This is a genomic window from Actinokineospora terrae, from assembly GCF_900111175.1.
Taxonomy (GTDB): Bacteria; Actinomycetota; Actinomycetes; order Mycobacteriales; family Pseudonocardiaceae; genus Actinokineospora; species Actinokineospora terrae.
The window spans coordinates 210671-225000 of sequence record NZ_FOGI01000007.1 but is presented as its reverse complement, the minus strand read 5'-3'; the positions used below and the strand labels follow the sequence as shown (position 1 = coordinate 225000).

Below are 14330 nucleotides of genomic sequence, written 5' to 3'. Positions count from 1 at the left end.
AAAAGGCCCCCGGAGCACCGGGGGCCTTCGCGTGGGCGGGTTGGGTCAGACGGCGCGGGACATGCGCTGGTGCATGGCGTGCTCGACCAGGGTGATGAGCGTTTCCTTGGTGGAGTCGCGGTCGCGGGCGTCGGTGGTGACGATCGGGACGTTCGGCTCGACGGTGAGCGCCTCGCGGACGTCCTCGATCCGGTGGTGCAGCACGCGGTCGAAGCAGTTGAGCGCGATCACGTACGGCAGGCCGCGGTCCTCGAAGAAATCGATCGAGGCGAACGCGTCGGCCAGGCGGCGGGTGTCGACCAGGACGATGGCGCCGATGGCGCCGCGGACCAAGTCGTCCCACATGAACCAGAAGCGGTGCTGCCCCGGCGTGCCGAACAGGTAGAGGATCAGGTCGGAGTCGAGCGACACCCGGCCGAAGTCCATCGCGACCGTGGTGGTCACCTTGTTGGGGGTCGAGGACAGGTCGTCGACGTCGACGCTGGCCTCGGTCATGACGGCCTCGGTGGTCAGCGGGACGATCTCCGAGACGGAACCGACCAGGGTCGTCTTGCCCACGCCGAAGCCACCGGCGACGACGATCTTCGCCGAGGTGGTCGGCTGGGGGGAAGCGCCGCGCGCGCTGAGAGGACTAGAGCCTGCGGAGCCCACTGAGCACCCTTTCCATGAATTCGATCGACGGCCGGTCACCCACGACCATGCCGCTCTGGTGGATCGAGACGAGGCCCATGCCCGCCATGTCGCCGATGAGCACCCTGGCCACCCCCAGTGGCAGCCGCAGGTGCGCGGCGACCTCGGCGACGGACCTGGTGTCCAGGCACAGGCCGCAGATGGACCTGTGCTCCGGGCGGACCGCCGCGTCCGGCACCTTGCCCCGGTCACTGGTGGAGACCAGTGCCTCAATCGCAAGATCGTAGTCGGAACGGGTGCGCCCACCGGTCTTGGTGTACGGACGGACCATCGACCCGGTCTCGTGCGGGGCGAGCTCGACCGGCTCCGGCTCGGGCTCCAGGTCGGCGACCGCCGGGATCTCCTTGCTGTCCCAGTCCGACTGCGACGGGATGCCCGGGTCACCGTAGAGGGTCGCGCTGGGGCCACCGAAGAGCCTGGCCCGGAACCCGTCGATGTCGAACCGGTTCGGCGGCTCGCCGAGACCGGGTTCGGACAGGTCGTCCCACCCTCGTTCCGACATGTCGGCAAGCCTCCGCTCCGGCTCGTCCACCAGCTGGTCCCTGGGGTGCTCGCTGTCCGACGCACCGTAGGCGGCGTCCGGTTCGAACAGGTCCCGGTAGGAGAAGTCGTCCTCGGTACGCCTGCCAGTGGGTCTGCGGCCCGTGCTCATCGCGTTCTCACCCCGCCGTGTGCCCGCTCTTACCTGCGCTGCGAGCCCTGAAGCTGCGCGCGCAGCTCGGGCGTCATCTGCTGGCCGACTCGCTCGACCAGCAGGGTCATCTCGTACGCGACCAGGCCGATGTCGCAGTTCGGTGCCGCGAGCACCGCGAGGCAGGAGCCGTCGGAGATCGACATGAGGAACAGGTAGCCGCGGTCCATCTCGACCACGGTCTGGTTCACCCCGCCCGCCTCGAAGCACCTCGCGGCCCCGGCGGTGAGGCTGACCAGGCCGGAGGCGACCGCGGACAGCTGCTCGGCGCGGTCGCGGGGCAGCCCCTGCGACCCGGCCAGCAGCAGCCCGTCTGCGGACACCACGACGGCGTGCGCCGCGCCGGGCACCTGGCGGACAAAGTCGGTGATGAGCCACCCGAAGCTACCGGGCTGATGTACGGACGCGGTTGTCACTCCTGCTCCTCGTCTTGGCGGCTCTCGTCTGAACCGGTCTGGTCACCAGCGTAGGCGTCGATGAGGGCATGCCTGCCCCGCCGCACCCCCTGCTGGAACTGGGACATGCGGCCGCGGATGGCGTCGGCCGACCGCGGGGGCAGCGCGGGCACGACGGGTTGCTCCGCCGTGGTCTCCCGCGGTGCCGCCGAGCCGGGCACCAGGTGCGCCTTGGGGACGCGCTTGGGCAGGCCCGCCGTCGTGGTGGCGTCCGCTGTGGTGTCGAGCAGGGCACGCGCCCGCTGCCACCCGTCGTCGCCAGGCGAGTGCCAGGCGTCCGCCCGCGAACGGGCGGGTTCCGGGGTGGCCACGGGTTCTTCGCGGTGGTCGTCGACGTCCGGGACCTGCGCCTCGGGGGTCGGGTCGGCCACCACCTCGACCTGGTGGTCGGGCTCGGGTTCGGCGTCGGTCTCCTGCTCGGCTGGCGCGGTGACCGGGGTGGACCCGGTGTCACCGGCCTCGAACCACTGGGAGAGGACGGCCTCGTAGATCGGCAGCCGCTCGGTGGGCGCGTCCACGACGCGCTCCGGCTCGGTCACCGGGTGGTACACGCCGCTGCCGTTGCGCGGGGCGTCGGCCGGCGGCTCGGTCGGCTCCGGCAGCGGCAGGCCGAACAGCGAGCCGGTGACCTGGTTGTCGATGAGGTGGCCGTTGAGCCGGGACCGGATCTCCTCCGGCGAGGCGGGGGGCCCCCAGCCGCCGGTGTCCTCCGGGTTGCCGGTGGCCGCGAACGAGGCCGGGTCGAAGGCGGGGTAGCCCGCGACCTCCTCGGCCGGGCGGTCGACGACGGACTCGCTGAGCGGTCCCGCGGTGTCCGGGCGCACCCGCGGCATGCTGCCGGTGAAGGCGCCCGCGATGCCGCTGGCCTTGGCCGCGGTGTCGCCGAGGCTGGGGGTCTGCGCCACGATGCTGGTCGGCTGGGCCGAGCCGGAGGTCTGCACCAGGTTCGCCGGGACGGTGATCCTGGCGATCAGGCCGCCCTCGATGTCCTCGTTGTCGCGCAGCCGCACCTTGATGTCGTGCCGCTTGGCCAGCCGGGCGACCACGTAGAGGCCCATCCGGCGGGTCACCGCGACGTCGATGTCCGGCGGGTCGGCGAGGCGGCCGTTGGCGGTCTCGATCTCCTCGTCGGTCATGCCGACGCCGGAGTCGGTGATCTGGATCGCCAGTTCCTTCTTGCGGGTCACCGCCATCCGGACGTAGACCTTCTTCTCCGGCTCGGAGAACGAGGTCGCGTTGTCGAGCAGCTCGGCGATGAGGTGCACGAGGTCGGAGACCGCGCGGCCCTGCACCGACACCTCGGGGGCGGAGAGCACCTCGATGCGGGCGTACTGCTCGACCTCGGAGACCGCCGCGCCGACGACCTCGGCCGCGGGGACCGGGCGGGAGAGCTGGCGGGACAGGCCGGAGCCGGAGAGCACCAGCAGCGACTCGGAGTTGCGCCGCATGCGGGTGGCCAGGTGGTCGAGCTCGAAGAGGCTGGCCAGCTGGTCGGGGTCCTGCTCGTCCTGCTCGAGCCGGTCGATCAGCGAGAGCTGGCGCTCGACCAGGGTCTGCGACCGGCGGGACAGGTTGACGAAGATCGAGTTGATGTTGTCGCGCAACAGCGCCTGCTCGGTCGCCATCCGGACCGCCTGGTCGTGCACCGCGTCGAAGGAGCGGGCCAGCTGGCCGGTCTCCTCTCGGGTGAACACCGGGACCGGCTCCACCGCGTTCTTCGACGCCTCGACCGGGTCGGGGTCGGCGAGGATGCGCTGCACCGTCTCCGGCAGCCGCCGGTTCGCCACGTCGAGGGCGTCGCGGCGCAGCACGCGCAGCGGCACCAGCAGCGAGCGGGCGACGATGAAGGTGACGATCAGGGCGAGCAGGATCGCGATGAGCACGATGACCGCGTCGCGCCAGGCGTTGGTCTTGGCCTCGTCGGCGGACTGGCTGGCCAGGGTGCGCAGCTTGCCCAGCAGCGTCACCTCGACCTTCTGCAGCGCGGTCGCGGTCGCCTTGGAGTCGGCGACCAGCTGGTCCATCTGGATGCCCAGGTCGGCGACGCCCTGGTCGGCGTGCACGAACGCGGTCTGCTTGATCCGCTCGCGGTCGTCGACCTCGGCACCGGAGAAGGTGTCGGAGAAGAACTGGGCCTCGGCGACGTCGGCGTTGGACCGGAAGTTGGAGATGGAGGCGTTGTAGCTGGCCTCCGCGGCGCGGGCCTGGTCGAGCATGCTCGACGGGAAGGAGTTGCGGGCGCCGGCGATCATCAGGATCGAGTTCTGGCGGCCGAGGAACTCCTTGGCCTCGACGATGCTCAGCGCGGCGGCGGCGAGCCGGGCGATCTCGGGCTGGGCCAGCGAGGCGGTGAACTCCGAGCCCGCGGACAGCACGGCCTCGAGCAGCGAGGTGTAGGACTGGTAGACGCCGACGTCCGGGTACGAGCTGGACACCGCGGCCGAGCGGACCGCCTCGACCGCGCCGAGCCGGTCGGCGAGGGAGTCGAGCAGTTGGCCGTTGTTGGTGGAGACCTTCGCGACCGCCTGGTTGAGCCGGGTCAGCGTGGCGTTGGTCTTCTGCATCTGGCCCTGGACCTGGGAGAGGTCACCCGTGCGGCCACCCGCGACGTAGGCGACCATCACGTTGCGCTCGCTCTGCATCTCGTGCACGAGCGCGGTCACGTCGAGGGTCGCGGTCACCGCGATGGCGGCCTGGTCGAAGGTCTCGGCGCGGTCGAGCTCGTTGGTCGCGCGCAGGACACCGAGGGCGACCGCGGTGATGACCGGGACCAGCAGGACCGCGACCAGCTTCGTGCGCAGCCGCCAGTTGCGCAGCCGCCACCTCGAGCCACCCTCCACGGTCTTGCGACCGGAGGGCCTCGGGTTCGCGGCCACCACCTCACTACTGCCGTCTGGTTCTGACACGGCGGCACCACCGTCTTTCCCTGGGCCTGAACCCACCCCAGTGGTGTGGTCGGGCACTGCCAGCACACTCCCTGCATCTGAGCCAAGTAGCCCGTCATCCCGCAGGCCTTGCTCCAACGGACATCTCCACCCAGTGACGGACGCGGCCCGTCGCGGACGCCCGGTGCGGACGCGGCTGCCCGCAAGATGTCGGACCCGGGTGGCCCAACGTTACCCGCGAGCGTGGCGACCGCCCATCCCTACCGCTCGGTTGAGCGCCTCACTGTGGACACAGAAGGTAGCGAACTCTCCGTGGCGATGTAACCCTTCCAGGGCATCATCACAGCCTGTATCGGATAGTTAGCACGGACAACATTTCACCAGCGTGATGTAGTGGTGGTTTTCCCTACGTTCATCATCGCCCATATGGATGAGTAATCACCACCCACTTGCCGATGTGGCTACAGCGCGTAAACCCCAGGTCAGAGGGTCTAGAGAGTTCCCCCACTTGGCGCAACAGGGCCGCCCGAATCAGTGAGAGAGTTCACCGCAAGGCATCCTGTGCGCACTCATTGTGACCCGCACCCCGCTGTCTCTAGAGTGCGTCCTTGGTGCCGCAGGGGGACTCGCGCCCCCCTCGACAAAAACCGACCTCCTACGAGGAGAGGCTCCAAATGCTTCGACGCGTTGCCACCAGACGGACCGCTGGGGTCCGGCTGCCCATCGCCGCTCTCGCCATGACCCTCCTCGCCACGCTCAGCGGGTGCGGGCTGCTCGGCGGCGACGACAACACCACCAGCTCGGGGTCGACGGGCAGTGCGGGTGCGGTGGAGAAGGCGAAGGTCAAGGTGGGCGTCCTGCCCGTCGTCGACGTCGCCCCGTTCTACCGGGCAATCGAGCAGGGCTACTTCCGCGACCAGGGCCTCGACGTGGAGCCGGTGGTCATGGCCTCCGGTGCCGCCTCCATCAACGCGGTGCTCAGCGGGGACGTCGACATCGCCTTCTCCTCCTACCCGGCGCCGCTGCTCGCGCAGAGCAAGAAGGTCGCCGAGTTCAAGATCGTCGCCGACGCGCTCACCGCCAAGCCGGGCCACATCGTGGTCGTCGCCCCGCCGAACTCGCCGCTGAAGAAGCCGACCGACGCGCCGGGCAAGAAGATCGCCATCACCGCCCGCAACACCATGACCGACCTGGCCCCGATGTCGGTCCTCAAGACCCAGGGCGTCGACTACACCCAGGTCGAGTGGCGGGAGATGACCTTCGCCGAGATGATCCCGGCGATGGAGCGCGGCGAGGTCGACGGCGCCGTCGTCGTCGAGCCGTGGGTCACCACCGCGATGAAGAAGATCGGCGCGGTCCCGGTGTTCGACGGTGCCTCCGGCCCGACCGCCGAGATGCCGATGTCGGGCTACGTCGCCATCGGCGGCACCGGCAAGTTCGCCAGCACCAGCCCGAACACCATCGCCGCCTTCCAGCGCGGCCTGGCCAAGGCGCAGGCCGAGGCGACCGACCGCACCAAGGTCGAGCCGATGTTCGTCAAGTACGCCAAGATCGACCAGCAGACCGCGCAGCTGGTGACCATCGCGACGTACTCGACCTCGCTCGAGGCCAACCGCATCCAGCGGGTCGCCAACCTGATGCAGGAGTTCGGCGTGATCAAGGGCAACCTGGACGTCGCCTCGATGATCCCCAGCTCCACCAGCAACAAATAGGTCTGGAGGCGGGCTCCCCCTGCGGGAGCCCACAGCACACCGTGAGTGGAGCTCCCCGAGTTCCCGCGAGCCTGGTCGGTCTGGTCGGCTTCTTCGCCATCTGGGAAGTCGCCAGCCGGACCGACCTGGTCCCGGGCTACTACCTTCGTCCGCCGAGCGTGGTGCTGCCCACCATGGTCACCCTGCTCGGCGACCCGGAGTTCGTGCGGGCGGTGGTCGCCACGCTGGCGGCCACCCTCCTCGCGCTGGTCATCGCGGTCCTGATCGCGGTACCGGCCGGACTCGTCCTCGGCAGCGTCCCCCCGGTCCGCCGGGCCGTGATGACACTGGTCGAGTTCCTGCGGCCGATCCCCTCGGTCGCCCTGATCCCGCTGGCCCTGCTGACCTTCGGCACCGGCCCGGACACCAAGATCACCCTCGCCGTGTACGGGGCGCTGTGGCCGATCCTGTTCAACACCATGTACGCCCTCGACGAGGTCGACCCGCTGCACGTGGAGACGGCGCGCGCGTTCGGCACCGGTCGGCTCGGCCTGCTCGGCCGGGTCGCCCTGCCCAGCGCCGCGCCGTTCGTGCTCACCGGGGTGCGGCTCTCCTTCGCCATCGCGCTGGCGGTGGTGATCAGCACCGAGCTGTTCTCCGGCGGCACCATCGGCCTCGGCCAGGTGGTCAACGTCGCCAGCGGCGGCGGGCTCAACATGGACACCGTGCTCGCGGGCACCGTCCTGGCCGGGCTGATCGGCTACGGCGCCAACGCCGGGCTGGAACTGCTGCACCGCAAGGCGTTCGCCTGGAGCCAGCCGAAGGTGGGCGCCGAGTGAACCGGGTGACCAGGACCGCGCAGCGCTGGGTCGTGTTCGCCGTCGCGGTCGGGCTCTGGGAGCTGGTGACCCAGCTGGCCAAGGCCGCCGAGGCGGAGAAGAGCTTCTTCTTCCCACCCCCGTCCGAGATCGCGCTGACCGCGAAGGACCTGTGGTTCTCCTCGGCGTTCGGCGACCACATCGTACCCGGCATCAGCCGGATGCTCGGCGGCTGGGCGCTGGCCGGGGTCATCGGGATCGCGCTGGGCATCCTGCTCGGCCGCTCCCGGCGGGCCATGGCCTATCTGGGCGCGGTCTTCAACTTCCTGCGGTCGATCCCGCCGCCGCTGCTGGTGCCGTTCTTCGTCGCCGCGGTCGGCCCGACCAACATGCAGTTCCCGACGATCGTGTTCGGCGCGATCTGGCCGGTGCTGCTCAACACCGTCGACGGGGCACGGGGCGTCGACGCGACCAAGGTCGAGACCGCCAGGGTGTTCCGGCTGTCGCGGGCGCAGTGGACCTTCGGCGTGGTGCTGCCCTCCGCGCTGCCCAAGGTGTTCGCGGGCCTGCGGCTGAGCCTGTCCATCGCGCTGATCCTGATGGTGATCTCGGAGCTGATCGGGTCCGCCAACGGTATCGGCAACCAGCTGGTGCGGGCCCAGCGCGACTACGAGCCCACCGCCATGTGGGCGTGGATCGTGCTGCTCGGCGTGCTCGGCTACCTGTTCAACACCTTGCTCCTCGTGCTCGAGCGGCGCGCGCTCGCCTGGCAGCCGCGGCACTCGCTCGAGACACAGGCGCTCGCCACCGGAGGCTGACGTGAACATGTTGGAGGTCGACGGACTCGGCCACACCTACAAGGGCAAGGACGGTTCACACACCGCGATCGATGGGCTCGACTTCACCGTCGGCGCGGGAGAGCTCGTGTGTGTGGTCGGACCGTCCGGCTGCGGCAAGTCGACGCTGCTGCGCACGATCGCCGGGCTCATCCGACCCTCCAGGGGCACGGTGAGCCTGCACGGCAACAAGGTCGACGGCGTTCCCTCGGACCTGGCCGTGGTGTTCCAGGACTACAGCCGCTCGCTGTTCCCGTGGTTGTCGGTGACCCGCAACGTGGAGTTCCCACTGCGGACCCTGTCGCGCACGGAACGCGAAGCACGGGCGGTAGAGGCATTGGCGGCGGTAGGACTGTCCACTGCGGGCAAGAAGTACCCGTGGCAGCTCTCCGGCGGCATGCAGCAGCGTGTGGCCATCGCGCGCGCGTTGGCCTACCGACCGTCGTTGCTGCTGATGGACGAGCCGTTCGCGTCGGTCGACGCGCAGACCCGGTTCGAGCTGGAGGACCTGCTGCTGCGGATCCGCCGGGAGCAGGACACCACCGTCCTGCTGGTCACCCACGACATCGACGAGAGCGTCTACCTGGGCGACCGGGTGCTGGTGCTGTCGAAGTCCCCGGCGACCGTGGTGGCGCACCTGGACGTCCCGCTCGGGCCGGTGCGCGACCAGATCACCACCCGGGCCAGCGACGACTTCGTCGAACTGCGGGCCAAGGTGGCGGGACTGCTGCAGGGCGCTCCGGTCACCGTCCGCTGAGGACAGACGCAAGAGGGCCCCGCCGGACTCATCCGGTGGGGCCCTCTTCGCGTCGTGCTACGGCTTGTCGCCGGGTGCGGAGACCTTCGAGCAGATCGTCAGCACCGGCTCCTTGTAGGCGAAGGGCAGGTTCGCCTCGGCGGGGCAGGCTTCCTTGTCGGACTTGCCGTCCAGGACGTCGATGATCTCGACCTGGTGCGAGCCGCAGGTGACCTTCTTGGTCTTGGCCGGGCTCTCCAGGTCGGTCAGGCACTCGCCCTTCTTGACGTTGAAGACCAGGCACAGCGAGAAGCCGCCGCTGCCGCCGCGGGAGGACTTCTCCTCGTACTCGAGGTAGTCGCTGTCGGTCGGGCAGGTCGCGCTGCCGCTGTCGAGCTTCTTGCCGACCTTGAACACCGCGGCCTGGTCGCCGCAGTCGATCTTCTCGACGTCGGCGTTGTCCGAGCTGTCGTCGTTGACCTTGATGCAGTCACCGACCGAGGCGGTGGCGGCGTCCTTGGTCAGGTAGCCCCACGCGGCGAGGCCGACGCCGATGACCGCGATCACCAGGACCACGATCAGCAGCACCTTCTTGCCGCCGCCGCGCTTGGCGGGCTGGTCGACCTGCGGCGGGGCGGCCGGGAAGCCGACCGGCTGCTGGCCGTGCGGGGGCGGCGGCGCCTGGCCGAAGCCGGGCTGCGGCTGGCCACCGGGCGGCGTGCCGGGACCCTGCTGGGGGTACGGCTGCCCGCCGGGCGGGGTACCGGGACCCTGCTGGGGGTACGGCTGCCCGCCGGGCGGGGTGCCCGGACCCTGCTGCTGCGGGTAGGGCTGACCGCTGGGCGGAGTCCCCGGACCCTGCGGGAACGGCGGGGTGGAGCCGCCCTGGGGCGGAGGGAACTGGCCCGGCTGCTGCGGGTTGGACATCGTGCACCTCAATGGCGTTGGAAAGCGACAAAGCCGACACCATCCCCCCTTGGGATACGCACGGTGCGGCGGCGCACTGTAACGCGTCCCTCGAACGGACGTAACGGAAACCCCACAACCGGACTAACGGTCACCCTTGGTCACGAACCGGTCGTGTTGGGTGTCTCCAAGCAGAACACAATCGGCGGTTCGGGGTAACCCAGGCCGTTCCCGTTCGGGCAGGGCGACGGGTCCGAGGTGTCGCGCAACTCGTCGACCACCTTGATCGCGTCGGACGACTCGCAGGAGCCGACCTTGAACGCCTGGTTCGGCTCGTCCGGGACGTAGCAGTTGCCCTTGACGAAGTTGGGCATCAGGCAGAGCAGCTCTTTCTCGGTCCGCATCTCGCGGTAGGCGCCCTCGGCGCAGCCCGGCGCGGAGAGGTCCTTGCGGCTGGCGATCCGGAACGCGGCCGCGTCGCCGCAGCCGACGACCGCGACCTTCGCCGAATCACCCGATCCGGTCACCGAAGCGCACTCGATGGCCGCGGGGTCGTCGGCGAGGACGTAGCGGAAGACGACGAACCCGATCCCGGTGATCAGCACCGCGATGAGCGCGACGGCCCACAGCGGCAGCAGCTTGTGCCTGCGGGGACCGGCGGGTTCGACGTGGCCGTCGAGGAAGTCCAACCGGTCCGCGGACTCGGCGACGGGCTGCTCGGCCGGGGTGTCCGGCTCTTCGGGCTTGGTCATGCGCTGCCTTTGCGTTACCTGGGTGGGGTCGTCGAGCACCGGGCGGGCGGGTCGACCGGGCGCGGTGCTGGTGGCGGTGGACGGTAACCGGATCGCACAGCCCGTGGTCGCGCCGGTTACCGAACTGTGCCCGGCCCCGGCCCGCGCGCCGGGTTTGCGACACTGGGTGGGTGACCGACGGCCCGCTGATCGTGCAGTCAGACAAGACCCTGCTGCTGGAGATCGACCACCCCAGCGCGGGCGAGGCGCGGACGGCCATCGCGCCGTTCGCGGAACTGGAGCGCGCCCCTGAGCACGTGCACACCTACCGGATCACCCCCCTGGCGCTGTGGAACGCCCGCGCCGCGGGCCACGACGCCGAGCAGGTCGTCGACGCGCTGTCGACCTACTCGCGCTACCCGGTGCCGCAGCCGCTGCTGATCGACGTGGTCGACACGATGGCCAGGTTCGGGCGGCTCACGCTGGCCAACCACCCGGCGCACGGGCTGGTCATGACCTCCACCGACCGCGCGGTGCTGGAGGAGGTGCTGCGCAGCAAGAAGATCAACCCGATGCTCGGCGCCCGGATCGACCAGGACAGCGTGGTGGTGCACCCGAGCGAGCGCGGCCGCCTCAAGCAGGCGCTGCTCAAGGTCGGCTGGCCCGCGGAGGACTTCGCCGGGTACGTCGACGGCGAGGCGCACCCGATCGCGCTGAACGAGGACGGCTGGCAGCTGCGCGACTACCAGCGGATGGCCGCCGAGTCGTTCTGGGCGGGCGGCTCCGGGGTGGTGGTGCTGCCGTGCGGGGCGGGCAAGACCCTGGTCGGCGCGGCCGCGATGGCGCTCGCGCAGGCCACGACGCTGATCCTGGTGACCAACACGGTCGCGGGCAGGCAGTGGAAGCGGGAGCTGATCGCGCGGACGTCGCTGACCGAGGAGGAGATCGGCGAGTACTCCGGGGAACGCAAGGAGATCCGCCCGGTCACCATCGCCACCTACCAGGTGATCACCCGCAAGTCCGGTGGCGAGTACCGGCACCTGGAGCTGTTCGACTCCAGGGACTGGGGCCTGGTGGTCTACGACGAGGTGCACCTGCTGCCCGCCCCGGTGTTCCGGATGACCGCCGACCTGCAGTCGCGGCGGCGGCTCGGGCTGACCGCGACCCTGGTCCGCGAGGACGGCCGCGAGGGCGACGTGTTCTCGCTGATCGGCCCGAAGCGCTACGACGTGCCGTGGCGCGACATCGAGCAGCAGGGCTGGATCGCACCGGCCGAGTGCACCGAGGTCAGGGTCACCCTCACCGACAACGAGCGGCTGGAGTACGCCACCGCCGAGCCGGACACCCGGTACAAGCTGTGCTCGACGGCGCGCACCAAGATCCCCGTCGTCCAGTCCATCCTGGACCGGCACCCGGACGAGCCGACGCTGGTCATCGGTGCCTACCTCGACCAGCTCGACGAGCTCGGCGCGGCGCTGGACGCGCCGGTGATCCAGGGCGCGACCAAGAACAAGGAGCGCGAGGAGCTGTTCGACGCGTTCCGCCGCGGTGAGCTGCGCACGCTGGTCGTGTCGAAGGTGGCGAACTTCTCCATCGACCTGCCGGAGGCCTCGGTCGCGGTGCAGGTGTCGGGCACGTTCGGCTCGCGGCAGGAAGAGGCGCAGCGGCTGGGCAGGCTGCTGCGGCCCAAGGGCGACGGGCGGCAGGCGCACTTCTACTCCGTGGTCGCCAGGGACACCCTCGACACCGAGTACGCCGCGCACCGCCAGCGGTTCCTCGCCGAGCAGGGCTACGCCTACCGGATCTGCGACGCCGACGACCTGCTCGGGCCCGCCATCCCCGAGTGAGTTTCCGGCGCGGCGCCGGTGGGCACCCGCAGGCGGTGAACGCCAAACCTGATCCGACGCTGCTGGACCGGTCCCGCAAGAAGGTCGACGAGGCGCGGGACGCCGCCACCGAGCTGGAGGACGAGCAGGTGCTCGACGTGCCACCGGAGGAGGACGACGAGCCGAAGCTGCCGAACTAGGCCAGCTCGGCGAGTACGCCGTCGGTGAAGGGGGGCCACGACTGGATGGCCCACTCGCCGAAGGGGCGGTCGGTCAGCGCGACGGACGCCGCCCCGGCGTCCGGGTCGACCCACAGGAACGTGCCGGACTGGCCGAAGTGGCCGAACGTGCGCGGCGAACTGCGCTGCCCGGTCCAGTGCGGGCTCTTGCCGTCGCGCAGCTCGAAGCCGAGGCCCCAGTCGTTGGGCTTCTGCATGCCGTAGCCCGGGAGCACGCCGTTGAGGCCGGGGAAGGCGACGGTCGTGGCGTCGGCGAGCGTCTCCCGGGCGAGCAGGGTCGGGGCCTGGAGTTCGGCGGCGAACCTGGTGAGGTCCGCGCAGGTGGAGACGGCCCCGGACCCGGCAGGACCCTGGAGCTCGGAGTCCACCATGCCCAGCGGCTCGAAGACGGCCTCGGTGAGGTAGCGGCCGAACGGGATGCCGGTGGCCTGGTGCACGGCCTCGGCGAGCACGTCGAAGCCGGTGTTGGAGTAGATGCGGCGGGTGCCCGGCTCGGCCTGCTGGGTGGTGGAGTCGAAGGCAAGGCCCGAGGTGTGCGCCACCAGGTGCCGCACGGTCGCGGGGCCCGCGGGCTGGTCCCACTCCAGGGCGCCCTCCTCGACGGCGACTAGCACCGCGTACGCCGCCAACGGCTTGGTGACCGAGGCGAGCGGGAACCGGCGGCCCTGGTCACCGGTGCTGCCCAGCACCACCCCGTCGGCCGACACCACCGCGGCGGCGGCGTTGTCCACCGGCCACCCGGCCACCACGTCCAAGCTGCGCATGGCCACCACCCTACGGTCCGCGCTCCGGCCAGCGGCCTGCCCCGGTGATCTGCGACGATGCACCGGTGTTCGCAGAGCAGACGCGGGTCTACGCCATCCCGATGCACACCTCGTTCCGCGGCATCACGGTGCGCGAGGGGCTGCTGCTGCGGGGGGACGCGGGCTGGGGCGAGTTCTGCCCGTTCGCGGACTACACCGACACCGAGGCCGTGCCGTGGCTCACCAGCGCGCTGGAAGCGGCGGAACACGGCTGGCCCGCGCCGGTGCGCGACCGGATCCCGGTGAACGCGACCGTGCCGGTGGTGTCCCCGGAACGCGCCTTCGAGATCGTGCGCGAGTCCGGCTGCGGCACCGCGAAGGTCAAGGTCGCCGACCCGGGCTCCACCCTGGGCCAGGACGTCGACCGGGTAGCCGCCGTCCGGGACGCGCTCGGCCCGTCCGGCCAGGTCCGGGTCGACGCGAACGGCGCCTGGGACGTGGACCGGGCGGTCGCCGCCATCACCGCGCTCGACCGGGCCGCGGGCGGGCTGGAGTACGTCGAACAGCCCTGCCGCACCATCGAGGAACTCGCCGCCGTCCGCCGCCGCGTGAACGTCCGCATCGCCGCTGACGAGTCGATCCGCCGCGCGGAAGACCCTCTGCGCGTCGCGGTCGCCGGTGCGGCTGACATCGCGGTCCTGAAAGTCGCCCCACTGGGAGGCGTCCGCCGAGCCCTCGCCGTAGCGGAATCGGCAGGCCTACCTTGCGTGGTCTCGTCTGCCTTGGAAACCAGCATCGGCCTTGCCGCAGGCTTGGCCCTCGCCGCTGCTCTCCCCACCCTCGACTACGCCTGCGGCCTAGGCACCCTGTCGCTACTGAAGACCGACGCGGTAACCCACCCCCTCCGCCCCACCAACGGCTGGCTCCCAGTCCCCCGCACCGCCCCAGCCCCAGACGCCCTCACCGAAGCCGACCCCCGAACCCGCGACCGCTGGCTCTCCCGCCTCGGCCGCGTCACCGCCCTCAGCGGCCACCGCTAGGCCGAACTCGGCTCTCGGCTCCCTCGTGCCTGCCCGCCATCGT

At 70.7% G+C, this 14330-nt stretch carries 14 protein-coding genes; 7 read left to right on the top strand and 7 right to left on the bottom strand.

All coding sequences use genetic code 11. The features are described from left to right. Positions 1-45 precede the first annotated feature (45 nt). From BMY07_RS17460 to BMY07_RS17445, 4 genes are read right to left on the bottom strand one after another with little or no spacing between them, the layout of a single operon-like run. Complete coding sequence (locus BMY07_RS17460) at positions 46-651, bottom strand: GTP-binding protein (protein ID WP_092779506.1); 606 nt, start codon at positions 649-651, stop codon at positions 46-48. After that, the gene (locus tag BMY07_RS17455; RefSeq protein ID WP_092779504.1) at positions 632-1342 is read right to left on the bottom strand and encodes a DUF742 domain-containing protein; all 711 of its coding nucleotides are present in this window, start codon (positions 1340-1342) and stop codon (positions 632-634) included. Before BMY07_RS17455 ends, BMY07_RS17460 begins: the two co-directional genes overlap by 20 nt. 29 nt (positions 1343-1371) lie before the next feature. After that, positions 1372-1797 carry a roadblock/LC7 domain-containing protein gene (locus BMY07_RS17450; RefSeq protein ID WP_075978064.1) on the bottom strand — a complete coding sequence of 142 codons (426 nt, stop codon included), beginning with the start codon at positions 1795-1797 and terminating at the stop codon, positions 1372-1374. Next, positions 1794-4742, bottom strand: a complete 2949-nt coding sequence (locus BMY07_RS17445; RefSeq protein WP_143073529.1) for a sensor histidine kinase — start codon at positions 4740-4742, stop codon at positions 1794-1796. Before BMY07_RS17445 ends, BMY07_RS17450 begins: the two co-directional genes overlap by 4 nt. A 653-nt stretch (positions 4743-5395) precedes the next feature. Between BMY07_RS17445 and BMY07_RS17440 the strand changes: the two genes are divergently transcribed. The 4 genes from BMY07_RS17440 to BMY07_RS17425 are packed head-to-tail and all read left to right on the top strand — an operon-like array spanning position 5396 to position 8823. Next, positions 5396-6433 (top strand): ABC transporter substrate-binding protein, encoded by a 1038-nt coding sequence (locus BMY07_RS17440; RefSeq protein WP_092779500.1) that lies wholly within the window; start codon positions 5396-5398, stop codon positions 6431-6433. 41 nt (positions 6434-6474) lie between these two features. Then, entirely contained in the window at positions 6475-7251 is a 777-nt protein-coding gene (locus BMY07_RS17435) for an ABC transporter permease (RefSeq protein WP_245782453.1), read from the top strand. Further along, positions 7248-8048, top strand: a complete 801-nt coding sequence (locus tag BMY07_RS17430) for an ABC transporter permease (RefSeq protein WP_092779498.1) — start codon at positions 7248-7250, stop codon at positions 8046-8048. The genes BMY07_RS17435 and BMY07_RS17430 overlap by 4 nt, the downstream gene beginning before the upstream one ends. 7 nt (positions 8049-8055) lie before the next feature. Beyond that, positions 8056-8823, top strand: a complete 768-nt coding sequence (locus BMY07_RS17425; protein ID WP_092780011.1) for an ABC transporter ATP-binding protein — start codon at positions 8056-8058, stop codon at positions 8821-8823. 57 nt (positions 8824-8880) lie between these two features. On the opposite strand, the gene BMY07_RS17420 is transcribed toward BMY07_RS17425, so the two are convergent. Then, positions 8881-9729, bottom strand: a complete 849-nt coding sequence (locus BMY07_RS17420; RefSeq protein WP_092779496.1) for an LppU/SCO3897 family protein — start codon at positions 9727-9729, stop codon at positions 8881-8883. A gap of 140 nt (positions 9730-9869) precedes the next feature. Continuing rightward, on the bottom strand, positions 9870-10460 hold the full coding sequence (locus BMY07_RS17415) for an LppU/SCO3897 family protein (RefSeq protein ID WP_092779494.1): 591 nt from the start codon (positions 10458-10460) through the stop codon (positions 9870-9872). A gap of 170 nt (positions 10461-10630) precedes the next feature. Between BMY07_RS17415 and BMY07_RS17410 the strand changes: the two genes are divergently transcribed. Beyond that, entirely contained in the window at positions 10631-12286 is a 1656-nt protein-coding gene (locus BMY07_RS17410) for a DNA repair helicase XPB (RefSeq protein ID WP_092779492.1), read from the top strand. Beyond that, complete coding sequence (locus BMY07_RS17405) at positions 12283-12465, top strand: hypothetical protein (RefSeq protein ID WP_092779490.1); 183 nt, start codon at positions 12283-12285, stop codon at positions 12463-12465. Before BMY07_RS17410 ends, BMY07_RS17405 begins: the two co-directional genes overlap by 4 nt. Here BMY07_RS17405 and BMY07_RS17400 read toward each other — a convergent pair. After that, on the bottom strand, positions 12462-13268 hold the full coding sequence (locus BMY07_RS17400; RefSeq protein ID WP_177215621.1) for a serine hydrolase domain-containing protein: 807 nt from the start codon (positions 13266-13268) through the stop codon (positions 12462-12464). The two genes, BMY07_RS17405 and BMY07_RS17400, sit on opposite strands and share 4 nt — an antisense overlap. Before the next feature lie 65 nt (positions 13269-13333). Between BMY07_RS17400 and BMY07_RS17395 the strand changes: the two genes are divergently transcribed. Continuing rightward, on the top strand, positions 13334-14287 hold the full coding sequence (locus tag BMY07_RS17395) for an o-succinylbenzoate synthase (RefSeq protein WP_092779488.1): 954 nt from the start codon (positions 13334-13336) through the stop codon (positions 14285-14287). The last annotated feature ends 43 nt before the right edge of the window (positions 14288-14330 follow it).